This is a genomic window from Afipia birgiae 34632, assembly GCF_000308295.2.
GTDB classification, from domain to species: Bacteria; Pseudomonadota; Alphaproteobacteria; order Rhizobiales; family Xanthobacteraceae; genus Afipia; species Afipia birgiae.
Map to the genome: position 1 here is coordinate 1,031,904 of NZ_HG326652.1, position 25,152 is coordinate 1,057,055.

Genomic DNA, 25,152 nt, shown 5'->3' on the forward strand with positions numbered 1-25,152 from the left:
TTCCATTTTCGGCATCTGGATCATGCTCCGGTAACGCGGCGCGGCCGCTTAAGGTTTCACGGGCGGCGATTGAAGTATGCGTTAGCGGCAGCCATCACGGACCCGGTGCCGAAGATCCCGCCGATGATGACACCGGCCCATTCACCCACATTGCCCTTGATCGGCGGCGTGAAGCCGTACACGCCATAGATCCAGAAGCACAGCATGTTGTCCCAGAGGACTACCTTCCACTCGTAGGCGATCCATGGAAGCGCGAAGCTGCCGACCAGGGCCATCAGGAATTTGCTCTGCGAGACGACGCGCAGAAACTCAAAACGGGTTTGACCTTCGGCGACGACGCCAGAGACCAGCGCCTTGGCGACCTCTTTGTCGCCGCCGATCCGCGCCGTGGTGATCTGCACCTTTGCATCGTAATACTTGCTGACGAAATTATTGATGCCGCCGAAGATCGCAGGGATCGCCTGGATGAAAGCGATGATCGCGGTCATCAATCATCACCCTGCGGAAGTACGATCGAGCGCACGCGCGCCGCGATCGTGATTGCTGAAATGGCCATCATCAACCGCCCGAGCATCACAGGGTTGGCCTGCAGAGCATCCGCAATCTGCTGCCGCAGATCCGGGTCACCGAAGAACGCAGCGATCGGGTCGATCCATTGCAGCCCCCAGCTCAGCGCCTGGATGAGGTAGGCAAAGGCCAGTGTCACCGACTTACCGCACAGCGCCCACACCTTCTGCCAGAAGCCATCCGCCTCGGCATAGAACACCTTGAACGCGCGCCGGGCGCGCAACACCGGCCGCAGGAACAGCGCATAAGCGACGATCAGGCCGGGCAGGGTGAGCGCGAGGAAGGCAAGCCAGCTCATGCGACCGCCGCCGCGACGACAGCGGGGTGCGGCGTGTCCTGATCGGTCTTGCGCGGCTTGAACTTCCAGACCAGGAACACGGCCACGGAAATGGCCAAGCCGATCGCGAATGCGACCGGCAGGCTAAGACCGCTTTGCACGCCCGTGGTGGTAGCAACTACAGTGCCGGCCGAGACCGATGTCGTTGCCTTCTTGACGGTGTTAGCGGTCGGGATGCCGGAGAACACGCGCCGGCGCGCCTCAACAAATTCGGCATCGGGCGCCGGATATGGCTTTCCGGCTTCATGCCAGGCCTGTGCCTTGAGGAAGGCGATGCCCGACGAGCTGCGCCAGAAGTCATCGTTCAGAATGGTGTCGCGGGTCATGCCCGGCACGCGCTCAAGCACAAACCGGATATAGCTCGGCACGTTGTTGCCGCCCGCCCACTTGGCGATCGCCTCCGAAAACTTCTTGTTCTTGCAAAATTTGGAGGTGCGCCAGAGATCGAGCTGCGCGCAGATGCCCTGCACAAAGGTGGGAAACACGGCGATGTTGTTGCCCTGGCCTTTGCCGTCGTTAAGGACAACCGCTTTCTTTTGCGCGCCCCATTTGATGGCGAGGGCGTTGCCCCACATCGCGCCGGGGTTTTTGTAGCGAATGGACGCTGGCTCGGTCATGTATGCCTCCTGGAATGTGGAGGCATCATCGGGGCGGGAAGGCGGTGTTAAATGCGGTGCGCAGGTAGCTGGCGATCCTTGCTGGTGGGTTCAGCCTCGTGGTACGAGTGTGCCCCGGCGAGTTTATGAGGATGTCGTGACCCTAAAAAACTTCCTGAAACGATCGATCCCTGCACCGCCGATCCCTGCACCACCTCTGTTGACGCCACCTCCGTCTTTGGATGCATCGGTCCTGACGGCAGCCCTCAACCGACCAGATCCGGTTCTCATCGAGACACGACCGGGGGAAACCGCCGATCGAATTGATCGCCTCCCGCTGATTAAGGACGAGGACGGCGGAGATGTCGTGGACATTTGGGAGCGCATGCAGATCGACGCCAGGACAGATCCTGTAATCGCCGACTTATTCGACACGTTCCATCTGTGGGGATCCGAGACCGACCGCATGAATGCATTTGTCGAACTCGGCGTCGGTAAGGCTCTCGCCGAATTTATCGGGCGCTTCGGTGTTAAGCCGGAGCATTCGATCGCAGATGTCGGATGTGGTTCTGGCTGGCTTGCCTATTCACTCAATTGCATCGGCTACAAAGATCTCGTCGCCATGGAACCCAACGCCGGAGCGACGATGCTGTTAAAGCGTTTGGCGGGCGATCGCATCGAAATCATCAACGACCTCGATATCTGGCGCGGCGTTCGCAACCGCTTCGACGCCCTTGTTTCCATGGCAACGGTTCATCATTGGGAGCACATCCCGTGGATAGCCATTGAGGCTCGCCGCACGATGAAGCCGGGCGCCTATTGGTTCGCGGTGATGGAGTGGTTTGCGGACACACCGGCTGAATTCGTTGAAGCGATGAACGGCCATCCGACGCGCGAGCGATATAAAATGTACGAATGGGCCTATCCAGCATCGGCCTATGTCGATCTCATCCAGTCCGTCGGATTTACGCTGAACGCGGTTGTTCCGATGTACTATCGCAACAACGCTTACATGACTGTGGGAGCGAAGGCTCCGCTTCCCGACACCGTCGATCAGGATGCTCTCAACCGCCTGGTCGACGAGAACTTGACGGGGCCGAATGGGACGGTTGAACTGTTCTGGGCGGAAGTCGACGCTCGCCGCCGAGCGCCGGGTTACAAAATGTTCACTCGCCCGCAAGTGATGGTGTTTCAGAGAACTGCCGTTGATTAGTTAGTTGGGGACGATGCTCGCAATGTTCGTGCCCGCGCTTGTGTTTGCGGTCGCAAACATCCCGGTCTTTGCGAACCATTTCTACAAGCGGCGAGGGCGATACGAGAAAATCGACGGCCTGCCGAAGCCGTACAAGGTCGGCTGCTGGGATCGCGCCAGCGTCGACGCATGGCGCACGCGCAACCATCCGGCCCGGCCTCCGATCGCGGCCAACGACGCCACGCCGCCGATCATGCCCGGCACCGTCGAGCAATGGACCGACTACCTGCACCGGCACTACGCGAAAGTAGGTGCGTGATGTCGTTTCGCGATTTCAAGAACGGCGAACCGGCAAAGGCGATCTTTCGCGCTATGGGTCTCGGCAGCTATCTCGATGCTGCTGGCAGTTGGTATGCTCTGCGGCACCTGATCGTCGACTTCAATGACAAATCGTCCGGCGGTTTTGTCGATCGAGCGCGGAAATGTGACGGCGTGGCCAGTTCAGGCGAGCGCACGTTGCTGCACGCGGTCCTGTTCGCAACAGACTTCGCCTGGCTCGCTGACGAACTGGCTGACGGCCGAGCTTGGCGCAAAATGGACAACGTGAGCGGCGCATATCGCCGCGCTGTTGCGGCGTGCGTCGAAGGCGATGCCTAACTCCAACCATCGAGGGGCCGATGGCTAAGCGCGCGCGAAACAAGATCAACCTGTTTCCCTACGTCGCGAAGCGGCCGCAGAAGGACGGCACGTTCAAGCCGCGCTTCGTGCCGGGAAGCCGTGAGCGCGCGATGGGCTACAGGGGGCAGGACCTCAAACACGAGAACGGCCGCTGGTATACCCTGGATGAAGCCAGCGGATGGGCGCTGGCAAAGCAGGCCGAGATTGCCGAGCAACGCAAGACCGGAAAGAAACTAAAATCGCCACCTGTGCCGCGCGGCCGCACCGTCGAGGCGATGTTTGACGCCTTCACCAAATCGGACGAGTACCGCGGATCGGTCGATGCTGACGGCAATGTTCTGGTCAAGGGTCTCTCGGAGACAACGCAGGGCGGTTACAAGCGCGCCGTGAAGCCGTTGAAGTCGGAGCCGATCTGGCAATCCCCGCCGGGCGCGATTGATGCGATCGTGATGAAGGCGCTGCACAAGAAAATCATGCAGGAGCGCGGCCTGGGCATGGCGAGCCAGGCGCTCGCCGCGATCGGCTCCGCCTTCGCGTGGGGGCGGCTCAACGGGTGGCTGCCCAAGATCAACGGGCAGATCATGGAGAGCCCATATCGCAATCTCAAACTGCCAAAGCCTGAAGTCAGGATCCGCGTGGCAACCGTCGCCGAGTTGACGGCACTGATTACCGCTGCCGATTACACCTTTGTGGACGGGGTCGCCCTGTCGTCCGTGGGCGACGCGATCGCGACCGGCTTCTATTCCGGGCAGCGCAAGAAAGACATCATCGAGTTTATCGATGCGGTCGAAGTCGGCCAGCGATTGGCGCTCAAGCAGAGCAAGACCGACGCCGTCGTATCGATACCACGCGCACCGATCCTCGTTGATCGCCTCGCGCGCGGCAAGGAGAGGCGCAAAACGCTCGGCTTGAAGGTCGAGGCGATGAACCTCATCATTAACGAGCGCACCGGCGGCGCTTACAGCAGCCGGCAACTACGAGACGACTTCGCACTGGTACGCGACACTGCAATCGCCGGCGTATTGGATGTGGAGGCAACGGCGATCGCTCGCGAGCTGCACGCGGCCGAACAGCGCAACACGCCAGAACCGGCTATCTGGATCCTGCCGCCGTGTCCCACTCTGGCGCAACCTGATCGATACGGCTTCATCTTCCCGGATCTGCGCGACAGCGGCGTTACGTGGCTCGCCCGCGCAGAATGTACCGTGCCGGAAATCGGTTCGATCACCGGGCATTCGATGGGGACGATCTATTCCATCTTGAAGCACTATCTGCAGATCGACACGCACTTGGCGGACAACGCGATCCGCAAGCTGATCGAGAAGATGGAGCGCGAAGGGCTGGCGGTGTAATCGCCATTCTTTTGTGGCGCATCCTTCATCGCGCGCGGCAACACCGCATTAACCGCGCGCCTCAGTTTTCAGTTTTCATTTTGAAACGCTCACGCGCGCCGTGCGAACATTTTTTCCGTTGGGCAATAACCGAACAAAAACCATGCGGGGAAAATGATGGATGCATCGGATCCGACTGCACTGCTAGGGACAGAGTTCAGGATAATCGCGGAAGACAAAAAGCACGTCGTGATCGCGATCCGAGTGGAGAAGGAAACACTACGGCGCAATGCGCCGTTCTTGTGGGCGATGCTGACAACGGCGCCGGAGCCGCGCGACGAGATGGTCAACTAACCGCGTCGATCGTCCGGACGCTTTAATCGATTGGGGACGTGACGTGATGCCGGCGCACGCTAGCACGCGCGAGGCGGATACTGCTTCAGGATCCGCGCGCCATGCCGGCAGACAAACCGCTTGTCGGGCCAATGCTCGGCAGCGGCATCGAATGTCGCAAGCGCGATGATCGGGTTGCAGACGATCGCGACGAACCGGACGCGCCGATCGGCGGCGTCCTGCTCTTCGACGTACCATTCCATCACATCGATCTCAGCGATCGGCGGCCGGTGCAAAAATCCCATGCCAAGACGAAAGAACAGATTGAGAACGCGCGCAACACGGAACCGCGCCATGTCTCACGTGAGACAAAAATATCAGTCTCACGTTGCCGCGATGTTCCGCCAGAAAATCAAAAAGCCCCTGTGCTGCAGGGGCTTTTGATATCTCGCAGTATGAGCAGATGCTTAGCCGTTGTAAGCACCGGCTGCGACCCGCTGGATGTCGGAGCGGTCAAGCCCGATATCGGCCAGTTCCCGATCGCTCAACTGGGACAGCTCAGCGACATTGCGCTGATAGTCACGGAACGCCTGGATAGCACGGATAAATGAGAGCAGCATGGTTAGTCTCCTTCGTAATCTCGATTCAGCTCTTGGAGTAGCGTCATCGTTGAGACTGAATATAGGGGACGATTCTGCGCTGCAACACCGCAAATGTTGCGATGCAGCTAAGCGTCATACGCATATCAAGGGTAAGAAGTGATTAGTATTTCACCAAGAGTTTTACCGATCTGATCTCTCATCTCCGCCCCATTCAAGCTTGCTAGATCAAAATTTAGATCGTTATTTCATCGGTTTGACGCAAAGGAGACATAGATTTCGACAGGATCCCGCGCGTCGGTAATTTAATAGGGTTCTCGCTAAGCTATGCTATATCGACATGGTAAAACTGGGCACTTCCGTTATCGATATAATGCCAGACGATCAGTCTAACAGCGAACAATAGTTCATTTTATATGGCGTCCGAGAGCTCTACCGACACAGCGTGTTACAGAAACCGTCTCCGAATCGTGGACGTTCCGTCCTGAGCGTGGCATAGCCGCGAGATGCGTGATCGCTACCCATTTCGCCGGCTGCTTTTGACCATCGTGCTGTCGCAGATCCTTGCGATCCAGGGGCTGCTGCTGGCCTGGAGTGGCACGCTGGCGTTCGCGGGTGGTGCTGGAAGCCTCGGCACTATCTGTTCCGGCGGAGGAGCACCAGCAAGCCTGAATGATGACGGGAGCAGGCCGCTTGCCCCAATAGCGGATCACGATTGCCTTAGTGCGTGCCTGACGGGTCACACGACGGGGATGTTGTCGGATCAGGGGATTCCTCTGGCACTCGCCACGATCTACGCGCGCTCCGTTGTTGCACGCGAAACAACCCTGACGGTTGTTTTACGGGAACCAGCCTTTTTGGCCCGGGCTCCTCCGATGCTGAGCTGAGACAGCCTGAGACGTTCGTTTCGGAATTATCCTTCAGCATCAGTCGAGGAAAAACATGTCCATCAACTTCCGCAGTCCCAAGCGGTTGCTGCCCGGCGCTGGCTTGGCCGCATCGGCGTTCATCATCTCGCAGTCAGCCGCGTTCGCCCACGTTACGCTTGCGACAGGCGAGGCGCGCACCGGCTCCTACTACAAGGCAGTATTTCAGGTTCCGCATGGCTGCGACGGAACAGCCACCCAAACCATCCGGATTCAAATCCCGGAGGGTGTCATTGGCGTGAAGCCGATGCCCAAGGCGGGGTGGACGCTCAGCATCACGCGGGGCGCCTACACCAAGTCCTATCAGAGCCACGGTAAGGCCGTGACCGAAGGGCCGAAGGAGATCGTGTGGTCGGGCGGCTCGTTGTCGGACGATAACTATGACGAGTTCATGTTCACGAGCTTCCTTGCCGGAGATTTCCGTCCGGGGCAGACGATTTCGTTTCCAACGGTGCAGCAATGCGCCAAGGGTGAGGTTCGTTGGGAACAGATTGCGTCGGACGGACAAGATCCACACAGTCTAAAATCGCCGGCCCCAACGCTGCGGATCGTTGCCGATACGACGATGGTAGCGCAGGCGCAGATGGACCACAGCAAGATGGATCACGCCCAGATGGGTGGGGCCGCCCAGACCGGTACTGACATCTTCAGGACCGGCGATCTGGTTGTAGCATCGCCGTGGACGCGTGCCACGCCGGGCGGCGCCAAGATCGCTGGCGGCTATCTCAAGATCACCAACAACGGCAAGTCACCCGATCGCCTGGCCGGTGCGGCCACAGCCAGCGCGGATTGTGTGGAAATTCACGAAATGTCGATGACCGACGGCGTGATGAAGATGCGGCAACTGACAGATGGATTGATTATCAAGCCCGGAGAGACGGTCGAGCTCAAGCCCGGCGGCTTTCATATGATGTTCATGGATATCAAGCAGCAGTTGAAGCAGGGTGACACGCTGAAAGCGACATTGACGTTTGAAAAGGCTGGCAAGCTCGATGTCAGCTTCAATGTCAATGCCATAGGCGCGAGTGGAGCGGGAGCACCAGCACACAAGCACCACTAATCGACTGGCGTGATGACGCGGCAACGCTGTTGCTGCGCCATCATTCGGTTCAAGGCGCGCGGTCGAGCTGGTTCGCAAAATAAGCGATCGTTTTGGAGTAGACCTCGCTCTTATTCCACTGCTGGATGACAGCGAAATTGTCGGTGCCTGGAGCCCATGGCTGTCCGCGCTTCCAGCCGTGTCCCGCGAGGAAATTTGCGGTTGAGGCGAGCACATCGGGTGGGCTGCGCAGCAGATCCCGCCGCCCATTGCTGTCGAAGTCGACTGCAAACTTGATGTATGACGACGGCATAAACTGGGTTTGTCCGATTTCACCGGCCCATGCTCCACGCATTTCGGCAGGCGAGAGGTCGCCTTGATCGACGATCCGCAGCGCGTCCTTCAGTTCGGCCCGAAACATTTCGGAACGGCGGCAATCGTAAGCCAGCGTCGCGACCGAGCGAATGGTTGGAAATTTTCCGATATTGACGCCGTAGTCGGTTTCAAGTCCCCAGATCGCGACGAGAACAGATCCCGGCACTCCGTAGCGCTGCTCGATGCGGGATAGCACCGAGCCGAACTGTTTCATTTTGTTGGCGCCAGCAGCCAGCCGAGGCGGTACCATCCGGCCAGAAAATTCCTCGAAGCTCTGACGGAAAACGTGCTGCGATCTGTCGCGTGAAAGAACGCTTTCGTCGAGCGTGACGCCGCTCAGGCCCAACGCGATCGCTTTCTGAGAGATACCCTCTGCCGCCGCTTCGGTCTTGAAGTTATCGAGCCAGCTTTCGAAGCTGCCCGTGCCGCATGCTGCGGCGTGCGCGGGTGAGGTGGCTACGGTAAACAAGACGGCAAGGGTCACGCGCGAGAGAACAATCATCTGGAGCCTGTCACGCCTGCGAGTATCAACGCGAATCTCGCCTTCAACAAAGGCTAAAACGTGTCGTGCCGCCAATCGTGATTGGTCATCGATTGAACGAGGCGGTGAACGCGTCGCCATCCTTCAAGCCGAGTTCGTAGGCGCGGCGGATGCCGTCGGGATTCCTGATGTCGAATTGCTCCACATTGACCTTCCGTGACGGTTGCACGTATGTGCGTCCTTTGACGGCCGGAATTGATTTTTAGACTCGCGTCAGCAGCACCAACGTGCGTCCGCCTGCGGATTCCACGGGCTCAATCGGCTCGATGGGAACGTTATCAACAAGGCCGCCATCGAACACCGACTGACCGGCAACGTTCGTGACCGGCATGCCATGCGGCAAAAGTCGAAATTTTGCAATTTCGGATAGCATGCGCCAATCACGCGGGCGCGTGTCGCAGGTCCGGTTTCGAGCAATGAATAGACCGCAGCAAATGCGCCTGCGCTAGCGCCGACGACGAGGCGCGGCACCAAACCCAGACGCGCTACAGCTGCCTCGTAGAAGCCGCCTTGCCAGTAACAGCGGTTACCCCCGCCTGCGAAAACCACTGCGTCGAACATGGGAGTCTTAGGATGCGCGCCTTGAAGAACGCATCCATGCCAAACCTCGGCGTCTCGGGCAACAGGCCCGACATCCTTGATGACGGAGCGATGGCGAGATCATGGTGAACCAGCACGCTGCGCATGCGGGGTCGTCGGCGTTTCACCTGTTCGCGTCGCCCACTGAGATCCTAAATCCGAGCGCTCGTCCGAAGGGCATTCTGCGAAAGACATCAGGATCGCTTAAGGCCGAGCAGACGCAGCAGGTTCTGTCAAAGAAGGGCGGTGTGACTCTGTGTGTGACAAATTGAAGTCGGCATCGCTCCAGTCATTGTGGCGTCTTTTTGGCGCTTTGGACTCAAATCGCCGCAGCGCAATGTCGATGACTTGCATTGGCAAGCTGTAATGAGGCGTCTACACTGACTTGTGACCACCGGTGAGGTGCTGCCGGAAGAGCAGGAGAAGCACCAGTCAGATCCACCTGTCAATCGACAGGTTATCGGGAGTTTTAGAGATGAGCATTTTTGGAAAGATCATGGGCGCGATTTTCGGCACGAAAGCCGAAGCTGCTGAGCCTGCTAGCGGTGCTGGATCGGCTGCGGGTGGCGCTGCCAGCGTGCCGATGGTTGATGTTGCGCCAATTCTCGACAAAGCCGTCGCGGCCAAGGGCGAGAAGCTTGAGTGGCGTACGTCAATCGTGGACTTGATGAAGGCTCTCGACATCGACTCCAGTCTTTCGGCCCGCAAGGAACTGGCGAAAGAATTGAAGTACGATGGCGACACCAGTGACTCGGCCAAGATGAACATTTGGCTGCACAAGCAGGTGATGACCAAGCTTGCGGCCAATGGCGGCAAGCTTCCGGATGACCTGAAGAATTGATTCCAAGAGCCGGCCGCCGAGGCTGGCTTTCCGAAAGGCCCGCCTCTCAGGCGGGCCTTTTTTCATTGCAGTGCACACTGGTATCGACGTCCTGTTCAAACCGCCGACTCCGGAATACAAAATGCCACCGGTACAATCATCCGTCCGCTGCGATTGAGCACGCGGAAGGGGATGTGACCGAAAGAGAAACAATGCAAGGCGGGAAACGACCATGACCGAACTCAATCGCAGAAACATTCTGGCCGGCGGCGCAGCGGCCTTGGCCGGCACCGCAGCCTTCGCTGAGATCGCCGAAGCCCAGGTCGGAGTGAAGGCAGTTTTTCCGGTTGGACAGGCCACGATCCCCATTGTCGGCCTCAACGAGGTGTTTCCTGTTCGCCGCATCTATTGCATCGGCCGAAACTACGCGGCGCATGCGCGCGAGATGGGATCGGATCCGACGCGCGAGCCGCCGTTTTTCTTTCAGAAGCCGACGGATGCGATTCAGAACGTCGCGATAGGTTCGGTTGCGGATCATCCATATCCATCGCTAACCAAGAATTATCATTACGAAGTCGAACTCGTGGCTGCGTTGAAATCGGGCGGCTCCAACATCTCGCCTGAAAAAGCACTGGATTGCGTCTACGGCTATGCGCTTGGTCTCGACATGACTCGCCGCGATCTGCAGCGTGCCATGGGAGACCAGAAAAAGCCGTGGGAGATCGGCAAGAGTTTCGATAATTCCGCGGTAATTGGGCCCATACATCCTGTCACCAAGACCGGACATTTCACCAAGGGAGGGATTTCCCTCGCGGTCAATGGAGCGGTGAAGCAAAACTCCGATCTGAGCAACATGATATGGAGCGTGGCCGAGCAGATCGCCAAGCTATCCGAAGCCTGCGAACTGAAGGCTGGCGATATTATCTATTCCGGTACGCCAGAGAATGTTGGACCGGTTGTGAAGGGCGATGTTATTCTTTGCAAGCTCGACGGCTTGCCGGATATGTCGATCAAGATCGTTTGATTCTTTTCGATGTTCGATAGGAAAGCCCGCCGATGGCGGGCTTTTCATAACGGGAAAAAGGCGCGCTCAGGCAGCCACGTCTGCAAATTCCGGATGCTTCTCCAGATAGTCGACAACGAACCCGCAGCCAGCGACGACTTTTAGTCCATCGGCGCGGATCTGTTCCAGAGCCCCTTGCACCAGTTTCGAGGCAATGCCGCGGCCGCGCAAGGCACGCGGCGTTTCGGTGTGTGTGATGGTCACTTTGCCCGGTGAAAGCCGATAATCGGCGAAAGCGACTGTGCCATCGACGTCGAGTTCGTAGCGGCTGAGTGCAGTGTTGTTGCGAACCATGACTTGAATCGTGTGCCTGTGTTTATGGCCTCGATCGGGGCGGATCTATTTCAACAGGTCGGCGTACTCGGCGTGTTTTTCAATGTAGGCTTTTACGAAAGGGCACTGAGGGATAACCTTGAGCCCGGCGGCACGAACCTGATCGAGGGCGCCCTTGACGAGCTTCGATCCGATACCCTTCCCTGCGAGTTCTTTCGGGACCTCGGTGTGCACAAAGGTGATGATGCCGTCAGAAAGCTCGTAATAGGTCGCAGCCAGATGGCCCTCGGCCTCCAGTTCGTAGCGTTTCCGGGCCGGATTGTTTTGAACGGATTCGGTCATTGCGGAGATTTCCAGATGTAGGGCGTTTGTTGCTGGTTTGGCCGAAGTTTGTCGATCGACGGTTGTTGCCCCGGCGTTGCGGGACTTTCCGAACCCGACAAAAACCCGTTCCGAAGGCCTTGTAAAGGTTGCGGGGATTCATACGTTTTTTTGAGACATACCGTGAGGCGGCCAAAGTGGTCGTTTGGCAGTCGGAATGTCACATCTGTCAGGCCGCCGTCGTATGCCTTCGTTTGATGGAGGTATTCAATGTCAGTCGAACGGTTCTTGAAGGAACATCGGTCCTGGGAAGATTGGTCCGGCATGCTGCTTGGCTTGCTGATTACCCTGTCGCCGTGGCTTACTGGGCAGGCAAACAACGGCCTCGGTACCCACGTTGATCAGGGAATGGCGATCCTGAATGCGGTTTGCGTCGGTATCCTTGTGTTTGGCCTTGCCCAGCTGGAGTACATCGCGCTTCGGCGCTGGGAGGAAGCGTGCGAGATGGCGCTTGGCTTCTGGCTGATCGCTTCACCCCACATCTTCGGCTACTCTGGGGCCGGAACGCTCAGGCTGTGGCACACGGCCCTCGGCGGCGTTGTGATCCTGCTGGGTATCCTCAAGCTTTGGCAGGACTGGGATCTGAGTGACGACGAGCTTGCCCGGCATGGGCAATAAGCTCCTTGCTGAAGCGACATCCGCTTCATCAAGTCCGGCGATGAGATCGAGTCTGGCTGCCGGCTTGTAGGAGCCGACGGTCAGGCTCGATTTATTCCGGCCATGGCCGTCCACTATTTAAGTTTGAATGTTGTATAACTTAAGTCGCGCGATAACAGGATTGCGGGCTATTTGAGAGCACGGCGCAGTTTGCGTCCTGCGATGATGTCAGGAAAATAGAATGGCGAACGAAAAAGGCCCCAACATCAAGAAAAAGCAGAAGTGCAAGAACTGTGAGGGCAAGGGGTTGGTAAAGAAGGGGGACAAGGTTCTCACCTGCCAGCGGTGCAAAGGGACCGGGGTGCGCTAGTCACCTCGCTCAAACGATATCCCTTTGCATGCCGATGTCTTCTTACTCTGCCGCCTCTTCGGCATCGCGAATTTTCCCGGCGCGGCCTTTCTTCAGGACCGGTGCTAGGAATTTACCGGTGTAACTCCGCGGTGCCTTGACGATGTCTTCCGGCGGTCCCCAGGCGACGATTTCGCCGCCGCCATCACCACCTTCAGGGCCGAGATCAATCACCCAGTCCGCAGTCTTGATGACCTCGAGATTGTGCTCGATGACCACAACGCTGTTGCCCTGGGCTACCAGTTCGTGAAGCACCTCGAGCAGCTTGGCGACGTCGTGGAAGTGCAATCCCGTGGTCGGCTCATCAAGGATATAAAGCGTGCGGCCGGTCGCGCGCTTGCTCAGTTCCTTAGCCAGCTTGACGCGCTGAGCTTCGCCGCCAGACAGCGTTGTCGCCTGCTGCCCGACATGGATATAGCCGAGGCCGACGCGCTGAAGAGTCCTGAAGGTTTCGCGGACGCGTGGTACCGCCTTGAAGAAGTCAGCGGCTTCATCGACCGTCATGTCGAGCACGTCGGCGATGGACTTACCTTTGAACAGGACGTCCAGCGTCTCGCGATTGTAGCGCTTGCCCTTACAGGTGTCGCAGGTGACGTAGACGTCCGGCAGAAAGTGCATCTCGATCTTGATCAGGCCATCGCCCTGACAGGCCTCGCAGCGTCCGCCCTTTACGTTGAACGAGAAGCGCCCGGGCTCGTAGCCGCGCGCCTTGGATTCCGGCAATCCAGCGAACCATTCGCGGATCGGAGTGAACGCGCCGGTGTAAGTCGCAGGGTTTGATCGTGGCGTGCGGCCGATCGGTGACTGGTCGATATCGATGATCTTGTCGATATGCTCCAGACCTTCGATGCGGTCATGAAGGGCAGGGCCCTCGGATGCGTTGTTGAGCTTGCGCGCGATAGCCTTGTACAGCGTATCGATCAGCAGCGTGGATTTGCCGCCACCCGAAACGCCGGTAACGCAGGTGAACAGCCCGAGCGGAACTTCAGCGGATACATTCTTGAGATTGTTGCCGCGTGCGTTGATGACCTTGATGGTGCGGCGATGATTGGGCGGCCGCCGCTCTGGAATCGGCACATACATTTCGCCGGTGAGATACTTTCCCGTCATCGAGTTCGGATTGCTCATCACCTGCTGCGGCGTGCCCTGGGCGACGATGTTTCCGCCATGCACGCCCGCGCCTGGTCCGACGTCCACGACGTAGTCGGCCGTTTCGATGGCGTCTTCGTCATGTTCGACGACGATGACGGTATTGCCGAGATCGCGCAGCCGCCGCAGCGTTTCGAGCAGCCGGGCATTATCGCGCTGATGCAGCCCGATCGACGGCTCGTCCAGCACGTACAGTACGCCGGTCAGGCCAGAACCGATCTGCGATGCGAGACGGATACGCTGGCTTTCACCGCCGGACAGAGTGCCGGATGCGCGCGCCAGGGTCAGGTAGTTCAAGCCGACGTCGAGCAGGAACGACAGCCGCTCGCGAATTTCTTTCAGGATTCGCGCTGCGATTTCGTTTTGCTGCTTGTTCAGTTGCTTCGGAACGGTCTCGAACCATTCACCGGCGCGCATCACCGACAGTTCGGAAATCTCGCCGATATGCTTGCCGCCGATCTTGACGCACAGGGCTTCCGGCTTCAGGCGATGACCGTGGCAGGATTCGCAGGGAACGTCGCTGAAATACTTTCCGAGCTCCTCGCGCGCCCACTCGCTCTCAGTCTCGCGAAAGCGGCGTTCGATATTGGTGACCACGCCCTCGAAAGGCTTCTTGGTATCGTAAGACCGCACGCCGTCCTCGTAGGAGAACTTGATCTCGTCGTCGCCGGAGCCGAACAAGATCACGTCCTTGGTCTTTTTGGACAGGTCCTTCCACTTGGTGTCCAGCGTGAACTTGTAGAACTTTCCCAGGGCCTGCAGCGTCTGCACATAATAAGGTGACGAGGATTTCGCCCACGGCGCAATCGCGCCCTTGCGCAGCGTTGCTTCCTTGTCAGGAATCACGAGTTCCGCGTCGATATGCTGCTCGACGCCGAGGCCGCCGCATTTCGGGCAGGCGCCGTACGGGTTATTGAACGAGAACAGACGCGGTTCGACTTCCGGGATCGTGAAGCCGGACACCGGGCAGGCGAATTTCTCCGAGAACAGAATCCGCTCAGGTCCGCTTTTGTCGTGAATTCTGGCGGTCTTTTTTTCTGCCTTCTTTTCCGAAGTTGGTTCGTTTGCGGGGGCGTCGGCGAATTCGACGACAGCCAGTCCCTCTGCGAGTTTCAACGCGGTCTCGAACGATTCGGCGAGGCGCTGCGCGATGTCTGCGCGCACGACGATTCGATCCACCACGACGTCGATATCGTGGGGGAATTTCTTGTCGAGAGTCGGCGCATCGGCCAGCTCATAGAACTTCCCGTCGATCTTGACGCGCTGGAAGCCCTTCTTGAGGTATTCCGCGAGTTCCTTTTTGTATTCGCCCTTGCGGCCCCGCACGACGGGCGCGAGCAGGTAGAGGCGAGTGCCTTCGGGAAGCGTCAGAACCCGATCGACCATCTGCGAGACGATCTGGCTTTCGATAGGAAGTCCTGTTGCTGGCGAATAGGGAATGCCGACGCGCGCCCACAACAGGCGCATGTAGTCATAAATCTCGGTAACGGTTCCGACCGTCGATCGCGGATTCTTCGATGTGGTCTTTTGCTCGATGGAAATGGCCGGCGACAGCCCGTCAATCTGATCGACATCGGGCTTCTGCATCATTTCCAGAAACTGGCGGGCATAAGCCGACAGCGATTCGACGTAGCGCCGCTGGCCTTCGGCATAAATGGTGTCGAAGGCGAGGGATGACTTGCCCGAGCCTGACAGACCAGTGAAAACGACCAGCTTGTCGCGCGGAATCTCGAGGTCGATGTTCTTGAGATTATGTTCGCGCGCGCCGCGAATCGTGATGGCCCGCATACTCGATCCAGCGGTTGTTTTGCGGCTTGCCTTGATGACTTCGTCCATGAGGGATTTCCGGTGGCACGTTGCGCGCAGCAAGAGCGCTGTCCCCGGAAAACGCGATGACCGTTCGCCGGTTTCTCATTCTCGATCAGATTCTTGTTTGCAGAACATAGTGAGAACGCAGCCGGATTTCCAGTGCTGTTCGCACTCCATCAACTGTTTGCTGTCTGAGCGGGATGTTGAGGATATAGGGACGCCATGGGCAAACAAAAAGGCCGGCTGAAGAGCCGGCCTTTCCGTGTTCCTGAGAAGCTCAGGTCAAGCGAAGCTTAGTACTTCGCGACGACCGGGCCACCCCAGTTGAAGCGATAGTTGACGCCAACCTTCACAGTGTGGAGGTCGTCCTTGAAGGACAGCGCCCGAGCGCCAACGTTGTTGTAGGCGACGTTGGTGGTGTCGAAGTTGTAGTACTGGTACTCAACCTTCGCCGACCATGCGGGAGCGAACATGTACTCCAGACCGCCACCGACGGTGTAGCCAGTCGATTCGCGGCTGGCGACGGCCGGCAGGAAGCCAGCGGTTGCAGCAAGACCGTTGTCGTCACGGAACGCGACACCGCCCTTGGCGTAGATCAGGCCCGGACCCCAGGTGTAACCGAGGCGACCGGTGACCGAAGCGAGCCAGTCGGAACGATCACGGAGCGAGTTCACGCCGCTGGTGAAGGTGCGGTCGCTGTTCGACAGGCCGGAAATCTGGCCTTCGATACCAACCAGCCAGTTCGGAGCGAACTGGTAGTCAGCGCCGATCTGGCCACCGCCGAGGAACGCTGCGTCACGGTTGGTGCCGACGAGGGTCGGGTCGGTGGTGGTGAAGCCGTTATCACCACCGAAAGCGGCGCCGATGTGCGCACCGACGTAGATGCCGGTCCAGTTGTAGATCGGCGCGGCGTAAACCGGTGCCTTGGTGTAGGTACGGGCCGGCAGATCAGCGGCAACTGCCGAAGCAGTACCGAGGGCAACCAGTGCCACAGTGCCGAGCAAAAACTTCTTCATCTTAGTTCTCCAGTTTTAAGTCCGCTTCGATTTTTCGAAGCAGTTTTCCAAGGCGCGAACGCAATGGGGTTTCGATTTCGTGAGTCGGAATATACCGGCTTCCTCCGAAAAAGCCGTCTCCGAAATGCAACAGTCAGAAGGGAAGTGAGACTTCCTAAGACAAGGAATTGTTTGGGATATTTGGTTCCCTAGTCTCCATGATTTGATCACGTTTTCGTCACATTTCCAGAAGCCGTCGGAACAATCATCTGTTTATCAAAGGGTTCCCGTTCGCACTTTCCTTGCGCTAGAACAAAAAGAGTACATATTATGTCTGTAACTAACGGGCGGCTTGCGTGTGGATAACCGATGAGGCGGGCTCATCGGGCGGGCCGGAGCGTATAGGGTCATTTTCGGAGCGGGCGTTTCCCAAGTTGGGATGGCAATCCCGCGAACATAAATCCTGACAGATTCGGGCGCACCGTATGCGTGCGCGAAAGTGGAGAGCGGCAATGGCGGGAAGCGTCAATAAAGTCATTCTGGTTGGAAATCTCGGCGCCGACCCTGAAATCAAGCGGACGCAGGATGGTCGCCCGATCGCGAACCTAAGCGTCGCAACGTCGGAGACCTGGCGCGACAAGAATTCCGGCGAGCGGAAAGAAAAGACGGAGTGGCATCGCGTCGTGATCTTCAGCGAAGGTCTCTGCAAGATCGCCGAGCAGTATCTAAAGAAGGGATCCAAGGTCTACCTGGAGGGCCAGTTGCAAACCCGCAAATGGCAGGACAAGGATGGCAAGGACCGCTATTCGACCGAAGTCGTTCTTCAGAACTTCAATTCGACTTTGACAATGCTCGACGGCAAGAGCAGTGGCGGTTCGTTTGGCGCTGATGAGAGTGGTGGTGACTTCGGATCGTCAGGTCCGTCGCGCTCGGCACCTCCGCGCCGTGTTGCTGCTGGCGGCGGTCGCAACGACGACATGAATGACGATATTCCATTCTAATCTATTTTATTGACGATGGTGTGCGAGCGCAGAGCCAGTAAAATTTCGCTGGCTCTGTGTGTCGCAGCTTCAACGTCGCCTGACGCATCCCGTTGAGGTCTGATTTTCAAGCCAGCTTCATTGCCGGAAGCGACCGATGAGCCTAGCGCCACTGTTCAATGCGCCTTTGGTCATTCAGCTGCACGCCTTTGCCGCCATGAGCGCGCTGGTGCTGGGTATCGTCCAGTTCGCTTCTACGAAGGGTACGTTGCCTCATCGCGCCCTCGGCTGGACCTGGGTTGTACTGATGATGACCGTCGCGGTAAGTTCGTTCTGGATTCATCAGAATCAGATCAGGCTGGGCGGGCCGTGGAGTCCGATCCATTTGCTGTCGATCTTCAGCTTGATCATGCTTCCGCTGGGCATCTGGTTTGCTCACAGACATCGGGTGAATGGCCACCGGATTACAATGATCTCGCTTTTTACGGGCGGGCTGGTGATTGCGGGACTGTTCACATTCGTGCCTGGCCGCATCGTGCATGCGATCGCGTTTGGGCAGTAGCTCCCGTTCCAAAGAGCGGTTTACCGCCAAGCCGAGCCGATTTTTTGTCACTTATAAGCTTTTGTAACTGTTGGCATTTTCGTGCTGTTTTTAGGCGTGAATGCGGTTGGCGTTGGCCCGCGAATTCGCCTATATAACAGGAGTATTTCGCACCCAGGATTCGCACGTTGGCTGACCAAGAAGATCCGCCGTCCGGCCCGTCCGAGACGGCCGATATCCGTCCCGTTTCGATCACGGATGAGATGAAGCGCTCGTACCTCGATTACGCGATGAGCGTGATCGTGGCGCGTGCGTTGCCGGACGCGCGCGACGGTCTCAAGCCCGTTCACCGCCGTATCCTCTATGCGATGTACGAAAATGGTTTCGAGTGGAACAAGCCGTATCGCAAATCGGCGCGCACCGTCGGTGACGTGATTGGTAAATACCATCCACACGGCGACCAGTCGGTCTACGACGCGATGGTGCGCATGGCGCAGGACTTCTCCATGCGCGTGCCACTGATCGACGGGCAGGGCAACTTCGGCTCGGTCGATGGCGATATGGCCGCTGCGATGCGTTACACCGAGTCGCGCCTTGAGAAGGTCGCTCACTCGCTGCTCGACGATATCGACAAGGACACCGTTGACTACCAGCCGAACTACGATAGTTCCGAGCGTGAGCCGAAAGTTCTGCCTGCAAAATTTCCGAACCTGCTGGTCAATGGCGCCGGCGGTATCGCGGTCGGTATGGCGACGAATATCCCGCCGCACAATCTCGGCGAAGTGATCGACGCGTGTATTGCGCTGATCAACGACCCCGCGCTTGGCATCGACGACCTTATCAATATCGTTCCCGGACCGGATTTCCCGACCGGCGGCATTATCCTTGGCCGCCAGGGTATCCGTGCGGCCTACCATCTGGGCCGCGGCTCCATTGTGATGCGCGGCAAGGTCAACATCGAGACCATCCGCAAGGATCGCGAAGCGATCATTGTCTCGGAAATCCCGTATCAGGTGAACAAGGCGAGCATGGTCGAGCGCATCGCCGAGCTGGTGCGCGAAAAGAAGATCGAAGGTATTTCGGATCTGCGCGACGAGTCCGACCGCGACGGTTACCGCGTGGTTGTTGAACTGAAGCGCGATGTGGTGCCGGAGGTGGTGCTGAATCAGCTCTATAAGTTTACGCCATTGCAGACCAATTTCGGCGCTAACATAGTGGCTCTCGATGGCGGCCGTCCGCGGGTGATGAACCTGAAGGATTTGCTGACTGTTTTTGTCGCGTTCCGCGAGAGTGTTGTCTCACGTCGCACCAAGTTCCTGCTCGGAAAGGCGCGAGACCGCGCCCATATCCTGGTGGGGCTCGCCATCGCCGTGGCCAATATCGACGAGGTCATTCGCGTGATCCGCACCTCGCCGGACCCGAACACCGCGCGCGAAACCTTGATGTCGCGAGACTGGCCCGCAAAAGACATGGCGACGATGATCACGCTGATTGACGATCCGCGTCATCGCGTCGCTGAAGATGGTACTGCGCGTCTGTCGCTCGAGCAGGCCAAGGCAATCCTCGACCTGCGTCTGCAGCGTCTGACTGCGCTCGGCCGCGAGGAAATCTCCGAAGAGCTGAACAAGCTTGCGAAGGAGATTGCCGACTATCTCGATATCCTGCGTTCGCGCGCCCGGATTCAGTCCATCATCAAGGACGAACTCACGGCCGTGAAGGACGAGTTCGCAACACCACGCCGCACCATGATCATCGATCAGGAAGGCGAGGTTGAAGACGAAGACTTGATCCAGCGCGAGGATATGGTCGTTACCGTTTCGCATGCGGGCTACGTCAAGCGCGTGCCGTTGTCGACCTATCGCGCGCAGAAGCGTGGCGGCAAAGGCCGCTCGGGAATGCAGACGCGCGACGAGGATTTCGTCAGCCGGCTGTTCATCGCTTCCACGCATACGCCGGTACTGTTCTTCTCGTCCCGCGGTCAGGTTTACAAGGAGAAGGTCTGGCGTCTGCCGATGGCGGCTCCGAACTCGCGCGGCAAGGCGCTGATCAACATCCTGCCGCTGGAGCAGGGCGAGCGCATCACCACCATCATGCCGTTGCCCGAGGATGAATCATCTTGGGGTAATCTCGATGTGATGTTCGCCACGACAGGTGGCAATGTCAGGCGCAACAAGCTGTCCGATTTCGTCGATGTTCGCCGATCCGGCATCATCGCTATGAAGCTCGATGAGGGCGAGGCCATCGTCGACGTGCAGATCGCGACCGAGAATGACGATGTGTTGCTGACCGCCGCGGGCGGACAGTGCATCCGCTTCCCGGTAACCGACGTACGCGTGTTCCAGGGTCGTACCTCGATGGGTGTGCGTGGTATCGCGTTGGGTGAAGGCGACAAGCTGATCTCTCTCACGATCCTGCGCCATATGGATGTCAACGCCGATGAGCGCGCCGCTTATTTGCGCCGCGCCAACGCGGTGCGTCGCGGTGGGGTCGAGGAAGAGGTCGGTTCTGATCAGGAAGAGGCCACGGGCGCGATCGAGCTTGGTGAGCAGCGCTATGTGGAAATGTCGGCCGCCGAACAATTCGTGCTGACCATCAGCGAGAATGGCTACGGCAAGCGCAGTTCATCGTTCGAGTATCGCACCACAGGCCGCGGCGGAAAGGGCATCGTTGCGATGTCCGTCAACAACCGCAACGGCAAGCTGGTGGCATCGTTCCCGGTTGAGGACAGCGACCAGATCATGCTGGTGACTGACAACGGCCAGTTGATCCGCTGCCCGGTCGAGGACATCCGTGTCGCAGGGCGTTCGACTCAAGGCGTGATCGTGTTCGACACGGCTGAAGACGAGCATGTCGTCTCCGTTGAGCACATTACCGACGATGAAGCGGAAAACGGCAACGGTGGTTAGAATCTGATCTCCCGGCCCGTCGGGCCGGGACCGTGACCTAGATCTCGATTTCAGTTCCGAACTCGACGACCTGCTTGGTCGGTACGCCGAAGAACGCGGCTGTGCGTTCCGCATTCCGTTGGAGGAATGCGAACACGGTCTCTCGCCACACCCACATGCCAGCGATTTTCTCGCTGGGAATGATCGTCTCGCGGCCGATGTAGTAGGTGATGTCGCTGAGATCGATGCCTGGAAGCTTGCCCTGTTCGCAAGCAAGTTGCAGTCCTTCCAGAATAACCGGGTACTGCATGAAACCGAAGTGCAGGATTACGCGCGTTATTCCTTCGATGACCTCGATGACCTCGGCCCTGTCTTCGTCAGGGATGCGCGGCGCTTCCGCAATCAGGACGGTCACGAGAACGACGCGTTGATGCAGGACGTGATTGTGTTTGACGAACTGCGTCAACGCGAGAGGCACACCGTTCGGCGCCGAGGCGAGAAACACTGCGGTTCCCGGAAGCCGCGTATGGCATTTGCTTATCGCAGTTTCGATCAGGTCTTCTTCCGGCTGGCGTAGAGCACCTCGCGCCGCCTCGACGAGTTTCACGCCGCCGCGCCATGTCAGCATCAGGAACGCGATGACGGCTGCGATCACCAGCGGAAACCAGCCACCCTCGAACAACTTGGCCGAGTTTGCCGCGAAGAAAATACAATCGATTACGAAAAAGAACCCGTTGACCGCGATGACAACGATCGGTGGATAGCCCCACTGGATAGCGACCAGCGCTGCCAGCAGCGTCGTAATCGCCATCAGCAGCGATACCGCAACACCGTAGGCCCCGGCGAGCGCATCAGATGTGCCAAAACCGATGACGGCTCCAAGAGTTCCTGCGGCCAGCAGCCAGTTGATCAGCGGGACATAGATCTGGCCTTTCTCGTCACTCGCTGTGTGCTGGATATGCATGCGGGGCAGGAATCCCAGCTGAATGGCCTGCTGCGTGAGGGAGAAGACACCTGTGATGATCGCCTGAGATGCAATCACCGCCGCGAGCGTCGCGAAGGCAACGAGTGGATAGTGCACCCAATCAGGGGCGAGCTGGTAGAACGGGTTTTCAAGGGCTCCGGGATCGGTCAGGAGCAATCCAGCCTGGCCGAAATAGTTCAGGACAAGCGCTGGCAGCGCAATCGTAAACCACGCGAGCTGGATCGGTGTACGGCCGAAATGCCCCATATCCGCATACATAGCTTCGCCACCAGTCACGGCCAGAAATGCCGCGCCCAGGATCGCAAACGAGACATGGAAATTCTGGCTGATGAGAAACGTCACTGCGTATGTCGGACTCAGGGCCGCAAGGACGTCAGGATTCTTCGCGATGCCGTGTATTCCCAACAGTGCAAGAACCACGAACCAGACCAGCATGAACGGTCCGAATATCCCCCCTATGAACCCGGTGCCTTTGCGTTGCATCAGGAAAAGCCCGATCAGGATGACGACAGTGATAGGCACGACGGCGGGGGCCAGTGAAGGTGCGTCGACCTTTAATCCTTCTACGGCGCTGAGGACCGAGATCGCGGGTGTGATGGCTCCATCGCCATACAACAGCGCGGCGCCGATCAGTCCAACGATAAGCAGTTTCGCGCGCCACGTTCCCGGTTGCGCATTGCGGGCATGGAGAAGAGCCAGAAGCGCGACGATTCCGCCTTCGCCGCGGTTGTCTGCCCGCATGATCAGCATGGCGTATTTGAACGAAATGATGAGGATCAGCGCCCAGAGGATCAGTGAGACCACGCCAAGAATGGCTTCGTTGGTGAGGACGCCACCGTGGCTTGCCGCCTTGGCGGCCTCCTTCAAGGCATAGAGCGGGCTCGTCCCGATATCGCCATAGACGACGCCGAGGGCTCCGATTGTTGCAGTGATCGGAAGTCCGGGGCTGCGGACTGAAGCTGCGCCATGCACGGCAGTCACTTGCTACCCCCGTCGCTTCACAAGCATCCGAAAACGGATGCATGCTGTAGTCTGCTACCGGGAGCGGAAAATTGCCATGGCCGCTGAGCGGATTTTATTGGTCCCGCAACGCCCACTCGCCAATCCAGACGACGCAAATGGGTCTAAGTCTGGCGGGGTGGGTTAGTTGCGGTCCGTCGTCACGACCCGGACCGGCTGGACGCCGGCTTTCCAGTTGCTGCGCCGCAGACATGACGCGTCCATGGTCGGCCAATGCTGGGCCGCACAGGATACGCTGGCCGTCCGGATCGGCAGCCGGTCAGCCTTTGCAAGTGCTTGCGGCATGCTCGCCTCCACGCGAGGCGCAAAACTTGGTAAGATTGTCATGGCTGCTGCAACGAAAGCCGCAATCGTCACTACTGAGAGTGCCTTGATCATGGTCCGTCCTCTGCTGATTTCCAGCCTTATGGTCTGCTTGCAGGGATGACGCGCGGCGGCCGGTAAAGGTTCACGAGATCTTAAAATTTTTGCCCCGAAAAACAGCCGTCAGCTACGGAACCCGCCCTGCTTGCGGCGGTCGCCGGGCCGGGGTAGGAGGGGATATGTCCCGCATAGCGCTTTACCCCGGGTCGTTCGACCCTGTTACCAATGGCCATTTGGATGTGGTTCGGCAGGCTTGCAGCCTGGTCGACCGGTTGATCGTTGCGATCGGCATCCATCCCGGCAAGGCCCCTCTGTTTTCCGCGGAAGAGCGGCTGGAAATGGTTCGCGAGGTGTTTGCGCCCATCGCCGCCAACGCCGGTTGCGAAATCGACTGTGTCACATTCAATGATCTGACCGTTACCGCGGCGCAGCGCGCAGGGGCGACGATCCTGATCCGTGGCCTGCGTGATGGCACTGATCTCGATTATGAAATGCAGATCGCCGGTATGAACCAGACGCTGGTGCCCGAGGTTCACACCGTTTTCATTCCCGCTTCGGCCACTGTTCGCCCGATCACCGCCACACTGGTGCGTCAGATCGCGGGGATGGGTGGTGACGTTTCGCACTTCGTGCCGAAAGCCGTCGCCGCGCGCCTGACGAAGAGACTTGCTGGCTAACTAGCTTTCTATCACCCCGGAGTTGTCATGATCCGCATACTCGCCGTTCTCGCGGCTTTCGCTTTCGCAACACCCGCTTTGTCTCAGGCGCTTCCCGCCGGTCTCGACAAGGACAACGCCATCGTTATCGACACCACCCAGGGCCGGGTCATTTTCAAGCTCCGCACCGATCTGGCGCCCAAGCATGCCGAGCGGATCAAGCAACTCGCGCGCGACGGCTATTACAACAACGTGCCGTTTCATCGCGTGATCGAAGGCTTCATGGCGCAGACCGGCGACGGCCAGCGCTTCAACGGGACGGGCGGATCGAAGTATCCGAACCTTCCGGCGGAATTCTCCAGCGTGCCGTTCAAGCGCGGCATTGTCGGAATGGCGCGTTCGGGCGAACCGAATTCGGCTAATTCGCAGTTTTTCATCATGTTCGCGGACGGCAGCTTCCTGAACAACAAGTACACCGTCGTCGGTGAAGTGGTCTCGGGCATGAACGTCGTGGACAAGATCAAGCGCGGCGAGCCGGTTCAGGATCCGGACAAGATGGTGAGGGTGCAGGTCGCTTCCGACATCAAGTAACCCATCTCAGGCGATCCGCGGCCATACCGGCCATCGCGGGTTTCCCAACCTGCAAAGGAAACATCATGGCAGACAACGAAAACACATTGATCCTGGAAACCACGCAGGGCCCGGTGACGATCGAGATGCGTCCCGATCTGGCGCCGGGGCACGTCGCGCGCATCAAGGAACTGGTACGCGAAGGATTTTACGATGGCATCGTTTTCCATCGCGTTATCGAAGGATTCATGGCGCAGACCGGCTGCCCGCAGGGCACCGGCACCGGCGGCTCCGGCAAGAAGCTGAAGGCCGAATTCAACAAGGAACCGCATGTGCGCGGCACCGCGTCGATGGCGCGTGCGGCGAACCCGGATTCAGGTGACAGCCAGTTCTTCATCTGTTTCGACGATGCCGCTTTCCTCAACGGCCAGTACACCGTATGGGGCAAGGTGACGTCCGGCATGGAGAACGTCGACAAGATCAAGCGCGGCGAACCCGTGCAGAATCCCGACAAGATCATCAAGGCGCATATGGCGGCTGACGCCGCCTGATAGTCGCTGTAG

The 25,152-nt window shown here is 58.6% G+C and carries 30 protein-coding genes and 1 pseudogene; 16 read left to right on the forward strand and 15 right to left on the reverse strand.

Annotation, left to right across the window (positions count from 1 at the left end):
- Positions 1 to 56 precede the first annotated feature (56 nt).
- The 3 genes from BN32_RS05005 to BN32_RS05015 are packed head-to-tail and all read right to left on the reverse strand — an operon-like array spanning position 57 to position 1,521.
- Positions 57 to 488: a hypothetical protein gene (locus BN32_RS05005; RefSeq protein ID WP_019197019.1), complete on the reverse strand. Its 432-nt coding sequence runs from the start codon at positions 486 to 488 to the stop codon at positions 57 to 59.
- Complete coding sequence (locus BN32_RS05010; RefSeq protein WP_019197020.1) at positions 488 to 865, reverse strand: hypothetical protein; 378 nt, start codon at positions 863 to 865, stop codon at positions 488 to 490. Before BN32_RS05010 ends, BN32_RS05005 begins: the two co-directional genes overlap by 1 nt.
- Positions 862 to 1,521 carry a hypothetical protein gene (locus BN32_RS05015; RefSeq protein WP_019197021.1) on the reverse strand — a complete coding sequence of 220 codons (660 nt, stop codon included), beginning with the start codon at positions 1,519 to 1,521 and terminating at the stop codon, positions 862 to 864. Before BN32_RS05015 ends, BN32_RS05010 begins: the two co-directional genes overlap by 4 nt.
- Here BN32_RS05015 and BN32_RS05020 point away from each other — a divergent pair.
- The 5 genes from BN32_RS05020 (at position 1,502) to BN32_RS26705 (ending at position 5,055) form a co-directional block, all read left to right on the forward strand.
- A complete protein-coding gene (locus tag BN32_RS05020) occupies positions 1,502 to 2,713 on the forward strand; it encodes a class I SAM-dependent methyltransferase (protein WP_084494553.1) in 1,212 nt (403 codons plus the stop codon). The genes BN32_RS05015 and BN32_RS05020 overlap by 20 nt on opposite strands.
- Before the next feature lie 22 nt (positions 2,714 to 2,735).
- A complete protein-coding gene (locus BN32_RS05025) occupies positions 2,736 to 3,011 on the forward strand; it encodes a hypothetical protein (protein ID WP_152343815.1) in 276 nt (91 codons plus the stop codon).
- A complete protein-coding gene (locus BN32_RS05030; protein WP_019197024.1) occupies positions 3,011 to 3,349 on the forward strand; it encodes a hypothetical protein in 339 nt (112 codons plus the stop codon). The genes BN32_RS05025 and BN32_RS05030 overlap by 1 nt, the downstream gene beginning before the upstream one ends.
- A 20-nt stretch (positions 3,350 to 3,369) precedes the next feature.
- Positions 3,370 to 4,722 (forward strand): site-specific integrase, encoded by a 1,353-nt coding sequence (locus BN32_RS05035; protein ID WP_019197025.1) that lies wholly within the window; start codon positions 3,370 to 3,372, stop codon positions 4,720 to 4,722.
- A gap of 153 nt (positions 4,723 to 4,875) precedes the next feature.
- Complete coding sequence (locus BN32_RS26705) at positions 4,876 to 5,055, forward strand: hypothetical protein (RefSeq protein ID WP_156946948.1); 180 nt, start codon at positions 4,876 to 4,878, stop codon at positions 5,053 to 5,055.
- Between the two features lie 59 nt (positions 5,056 to 5,114).
- Here the strand turns inward: BN32_RS26705 and BN32_RS05040 are convergent, their stop codons facing one another.
- Positions 5,115 to 5,390, reverse strand: coding sequence for a hypothetical protein (locus BN32_RS05040; protein ID WP_019197027.1), 276 nt, complete (start codon positions 5,388 to 5,390; stop codon positions 5,115 to 5,117).
- A 111-nt stretch (positions 5,391 to 5,501) separates the two neighbouring features.
- Entirely contained in the window at positions 5,502 to 5,654 is a 153-nt protein-coding gene (locus BN32_RS25970; RefSeq protein WP_002711692.1) for a DUF1127 domain-containing protein, read from the reverse strand.
- 485 nt (positions 5,655 to 6,139) lie between these two features.
- Between BN32_RS25970 and BN32_RS05045 the strand changes: the two genes are divergently transcribed.
- Positions 6,140 to 6,520, forward strand: coding sequence for a hypothetical protein (locus BN32_RS05045; RefSeq protein WP_019197028.1), 381 nt, complete (start codon positions 6,140 to 6,142; stop codon positions 6,518 to 6,520).
- A 55-nt stretch (positions 6,521 to 6,575) separates the two neighbouring features.
- A complete protein-coding gene (locus tag BN32_RS05050) occupies positions 6,576 to 7,619 on the forward strand; it encodes a DUF1775 domain-containing protein (RefSeq protein WP_019197029.1) in 1,044 nt (347 codons plus the stop codon).
- A gap of 49 nt (positions 7,620 to 7,668) precedes the next feature.
- Here the strand turns inward: BN32_RS05050 and BN32_RS05055 are convergent, their stop codons facing one another.
- The 4 genes and pseudogenes from BN32_RS05055 to BN32_RS27555 all read right to left on the reverse strand — a co-directional run.
- Positions 7,669 to 8,475 (reverse strand): lytic murein transglycosylase, encoded by an 807-nt coding sequence (locus BN32_RS05055; RefSeq protein WP_019197030.1) that lies wholly within the window; start codon positions 8,473 to 8,475, stop codon positions 7,669 to 7,671.
- Positions 8,476 to 8,560: 85 nt separating this feature from the next.
- Positions 8,561 to 8,683 (reverse strand): hypothetical protein, encoded by a 123-nt coding sequence (locus BN32_RS28035; protein WP_019197031.1) that lies wholly within the window; start codon positions 8,681 to 8,683, stop codon positions 8,561 to 8,563.
- A 33-nt stretch (positions 8,684 to 8,716) separates the two neighbouring features.
- Entirely contained in the window at positions 8,717 to 8,887 is a 171-nt protein-coding gene (locus tag BN32_RS27550) for a hypothetical protein (RefSeq protein WP_019197032.1), read from the reverse strand.
- Between the two features lie 32 nt (positions 8,888 to 8,919).
- Positions 8,920 to 9,075 (reverse strand): annotated as a pseudogene (locus BN32_RS27555) (patatin-like phospholipase family protein); the annotation flags it as partial.
- 493 nt (positions 9,076 to 9,568) lie between these two features.
- Here BN32_RS27555 and BN32_RS05070 point away from each other — a divergent pair.
- On the forward strand, positions 9,569 to 9,934 hold the full coding sequence (locus BN32_RS05070; RefSeq protein WP_019197035.1) for a DUF3597 domain-containing protein: 366 nt from the start codon (positions 9,569 to 9,571) through the stop codon (positions 9,932 to 9,934).
- 211 nt (positions 9,935 to 10,145) lie between these two features.
- Positions 10,146 to 10,937 (forward strand): fumarylacetoacetate hydrolase family protein, encoded by a 792-nt coding sequence (locus BN32_RS05075; RefSeq protein WP_019197036.1) that lies wholly within the window; start codon positions 10,146 to 10,148, stop codon positions 10,935 to 10,937.
- A 66-nt stretch (positions 10,938 to 11,003) separates the two neighbouring features.
- On the opposite strand, the gene BN32_RS05080 is transcribed toward BN32_RS05075, so the two are convergent.
- Together BN32_RS05080 and BN32_RS05085 are read right to left on the reverse strand one after the other, a co-directional pair.
- Positions 11,004 to 11,270 carry a GNAT family N-acetyltransferase gene (locus BN32_RS05080; protein WP_019197037.1) on the reverse strand — a complete coding sequence of 89 codons (267 nt, stop codon included), beginning with the start codon at positions 11,268 to 11,270 and terminating at the stop codon, positions 11,004 to 11,006.
- 45 nt (positions 11,271 to 11,315) lie between these two features.
- Positions 11,316 to 11,591: a GNAT family N-acetyltransferase gene (locus BN32_RS05085; RefSeq protein ID WP_019197038.1), complete on the reverse strand. Its 276-nt coding sequence runs from the start codon at positions 11,589 to 11,591 to the stop codon at positions 11,316 to 11,318.
- 249 nt (positions 11,592 to 11,840) lie between these two features.
- Between BN32_RS05085 and BN32_RS05090 the strand changes: the two genes are divergently transcribed.
- Positions 11,841 to 12,248, forward strand: coding sequence for an SPW repeat protein (locus tag BN32_RS05090; RefSeq protein WP_040425465.1), 408 nt, complete (start codon positions 11,841 to 11,843; stop codon positions 12,246 to 12,248).
- 391 nt (positions 12,249 to 12,639) lie between these two features.
- Here the strand turns inward: BN32_RS05090 and uvrA are convergent, their stop codons facing one another.
- Both uvrA and BN32_RS05100 read right to left on the reverse strand, forming a co-directional pair.
- Positions 12,640 to 15,621 carry an excinuclease ABC subunit UvrA gene (uvrA, locus tag BN32_RS05095; protein WP_019197041.1) on the reverse strand — a complete coding sequence of 994 codons (2,982 nt, stop codon included), beginning with the start codon at positions 15,619 to 15,621 and terminating at the stop codon, positions 12,640 to 12,642.
- A gap of 266 nt (positions 15,622 to 15,887) precedes the next feature.
- Positions 15,888 to 16,610: an outer membrane protein gene (locus tag BN32_RS05100; RefSeq protein WP_019197042.1), complete on the reverse strand. Its 723-nt coding sequence runs from the start codon at positions 16,608 to 16,610 to the stop codon at positions 15,888 to 15,890.
- 491 nt (positions 16,611 to 17,101) lie between these two features.
- Here BN32_RS05100 and BN32_RS05105 point away from each other — a divergent pair, with 491 nt between their 5' ends.
- The 3 genes from BN32_RS05105 (at position 17,102) to gyrA (ending at position 21,016) form a co-directional block, all read left to right on the forward strand.
- Entirely contained in the window at positions 17,102 to 17,590 is a 489-nt protein-coding gene (locus tag BN32_RS05105) for a single-stranded DNA-binding protein (protein WP_019197043.1), read from the forward strand.
- A 136-nt stretch (positions 17,591 to 17,726) separates the two neighbouring features.
- Positions 17,727 to 18,131, forward strand: coding sequence for a DUF2306 domain-containing protein (locus BN32_RS05110; protein ID WP_019197044.1), 405 nt, complete (start codon positions 17,727 to 17,729; stop codon positions 18,129 to 18,131).
- Positions 18,132 to 18,298: 167 nt separating this feature from the next.
- On the forward strand, positions 18,299 to 21,016 hold the full coding sequence (gene gyrA / locus BN32_RS05115; protein WP_019197045.1) for a DNA gyrase subunit A: 2,718 nt from the start codon (positions 18,299 to 18,301) through the stop codon (positions 21,014 to 21,016).
- 37 nt (positions 21,017 to 21,053) lie between these two features.
- Here gyrA and BN32_RS05120 read toward each other — a convergent pair whose 3' ends face one another.
- Positions 21,054 to 22,961 carry a potassium transporter Kup gene (locus tag BN32_RS05120; protein ID WP_019197046.1) on the reverse strand — a complete coding sequence of 636 codons (1,908 nt, stop codon included), beginning with the start codon at positions 22,959 to 22,961 and terminating at the stop codon, positions 21,054 to 21,056.
- A 162-nt stretch (positions 22,962 to 23,123) separates the two neighbouring features.
- Positions 23,124 to 23,285 (reverse strand): hypothetical protein, encoded by a 162-nt coding sequence (locus BN32_RS28190; RefSeq protein WP_019197047.1) that lies wholly within the window; start codon positions 23,283 to 23,285, stop codon positions 23,124 to 23,126.
- A 257-nt stretch (positions 23,286 to 23,542) separates the two neighbouring features.
- Between BN32_RS28190 and coaD the strand changes: the two genes are divergently transcribed.
- The 3 genes from coaD to BN32_RS05140 all read left to right on the forward strand — a co-directional run bounded on the left by coaD (position 23,543) and on the right by BN32_RS05140 (position 25,140).
- A complete protein-coding gene (gene coaD / locus BN32_RS05130; RefSeq protein WP_040425470.1) occupies positions 23,543 to 24,040 on the forward strand; it encodes a pantetheine-phosphate adenylyltransferase in 498 nt (165 codons plus the stop codon).
- Positions 24,041 to 24,067: 27 nt separating this feature from the next.
- Positions 24,068 to 24,610 carry a peptidylprolyl isomerase gene (locus tag BN32_RS05135; protein ID WP_019197050.1) on the forward strand — a complete coding sequence of 181 codons (543 nt, stop codon included), beginning with the start codon at positions 24,068 to 24,070 and terminating at the stop codon, positions 24,608 to 24,610.
- Positions 24,611 to 24,675: 65 nt separating this feature from the next.
- Positions 24,676 to 25,140 (forward strand): peptidylprolyl isomerase, encoded by a 465-nt coding sequence (locus BN32_RS05140; RefSeq protein ID WP_019197051.1) that lies wholly within the window; start codon positions 24,676 to 24,678, stop codon positions 25,138 to 25,140.
- The last annotated feature ends 12 nt before the right edge of the window (positions 25,141 to 25,152 follow it).

Bases quoted from the DNA above. Each gene is read 5' to 3' on its own strand.
- BN32_RS05005 (WP_019197019.1), bottom strand. From the start codon at position 488: ATGACCGCGATCATCGCTTTCATCCAGGCGATCCCTGCGATCTTCGGC.
- BN32_RS05010 (WP_019197020.1), bottom strand. From the start codon at position 865: ATGAGCTGGCTTGCCTTCCTCGCGCTCACCCTGCCCGGCCTGATCGTC.
- BN32_RS05020 (WP_084494553.1), top strand. From the start codon at position 1,502: ATGGACGCTGGCTCGGTCATGTATGCCTCCTGGAATGTGGAGGCATCA.
- BN32_RS05015 (WP_019197021.1), bottom strand. From the start codon at position 1,521: ATGACCGAGCCAGCGTCCATTCGCTACAAAAACCCCGGCGCGATGTGG.
- BN32_RS05025 (WP_152343815.1), top strand. From the start codon at position 2,736: ATGTTCGTGCCCGCGCTTGTGTTTGCGGTCGCAAACATCCCGGTCTTT.
- BN32_RS05030 (WP_019197024.1), top strand. From the start codon at position 3,011: ATGTCGTTTCGCGATTTCAAGAACGGCGAACCGGCAAAGGCGATCTTT.
- BN32_RS05035 (WP_019197025.1), top strand. From the start codon at position 3,370: ATGGCTAAGCGCGCGCGAAACAAGATCAACCTGTTTCCCTACGTCGCG.
- BN32_RS26705 (WP_156946948.1), top strand. From the start codon at position 4,876: ATGATGGATGCATCGGATCCGACTGCACTGCTAGGGACAGAGTTCAGG.
- BN32_RS05040 (WP_019197027.1), bottom strand. From the start codon at position 5,390: ATGGCGCGGTTCCGTGTTGCGCGCGTTCTCAATCTGTTCTTTCGTCTT.
- BN32_RS25970 (WP_002711692.1), bottom strand. From the start codon at position 5,654: ATGCTGCTCTCATTTATCCGTGCTATCCAGGCGTTCCGTGACTATCAG.
- BN32_RS05045 (WP_019197028.1), top strand. From the start codon at position 6,140: ATGCGTGATCGCTACCCATTTCGCCGGCTGCTTTTGACCATCGTGCTG.
- BN32_RS05050 (WP_019197029.1), top strand. From the start codon at position 6,576: ATGTCCATCAACTTCCGCAGTCCCAAGCGGTTGCTGCCCGGCGCTGGC.
- BN32_RS05055 (WP_019197030.1), bottom strand. From the start codon at position 8,475: ATGATTGTTCTCTCGCGCGTGACCCTTGCCGTCTTGTTTACCGTAGCC.
- BN32_RS27550 (WP_019197032.1), bottom strand. From the start codon at position 8,887: ATGCTATCCGAAATTGCAAAATTTCGACTTTTGCCGCATGGCATGCCG.
- BN32_RS05070 (WP_019197035.1), top strand. From the start codon at position 9,569: ATGAGCATTTTTGGAAAGATCATGGGCGCGATTTTCGGCACGAAAGCC.
- BN32_RS05075 (WP_019197036.1), top strand. From the start codon at position 10,146: ATGACCGAACTCAATCGCAGAAACATTCTGGCCGGCGGCGCAGCGGCC.
- BN32_RS05080 (WP_019197037.1), bottom strand. From the start codon at position 11,270: ATGGTTCGCAACAACACTGCACTCAGCCGCTACGAACTCGACGTCGAT.
- BN32_RS05085 (WP_019197038.1), bottom strand. From the start codon at position 11,591: ATGACCGAATCCGTTCAAAACAATCCGGCCCGGAAACGCTACGAACTG.
- BN32_RS05090 (WP_040425465.1), top strand. From the start codon at position 11,841: ATGTCAGTCGAACGGTTCTTGAAGGAACATCGGTCCTGGGAAGATTGG.
- uvrA (WP_019197041.1), bottom strand. From the start codon at position 15,621: ATGGACGAAGTCATCAAGGCAAGCCGCAAAACAACCGCTGGATCGAGT.
- BN32_RS05100 (WP_019197042.1), bottom strand. From the start codon at position 16,610: ATGAAGAAGTTTTTGCTCGGCACTGTGGCACTGGTTGCCCTCGGTACT.
- BN32_RS05105 (WP_019197043.1), top strand. From the start codon at position 17,102: ATGGCGGGAAGCGTCAATAAAGTCATTCTGGTTGGAAATCTCGGCGCC.
- BN32_RS05110 (WP_019197044.1), top strand. From the start codon at position 17,727: ATGAGCCTAGCGCCACTGTTCAATGCGCCTTTGGTCATTCAGCTGCAC.
- BN32_RS28190 (WP_019197047.1), bottom strand. From the start codon at position 23,285: ATGCCGCAAGCACTTGCAAAGGCTGACCGGCTGCCGATCCGGACGGCC.
- coaD (WP_040425470.1), top strand. From the start codon at position 23,543: ATGTCCCGCATAGCGCTTTACCCCGGGTCGTTCGACCCTGTTACCAAT.
- BN32_RS05135 (WP_019197050.1), top strand. From the start codon at position 24,068: ATGATCCGCATACTCGCCGTTCTCGCGGCTTTCGCTTTCGCAACACCC.
- BN32_RS05140 (WP_019197051.1), top strand. From the start codon at position 24,676: ATGGCAGACAACGAAAACACATTGATCCTGGAAACCACGCAGGGCCCG.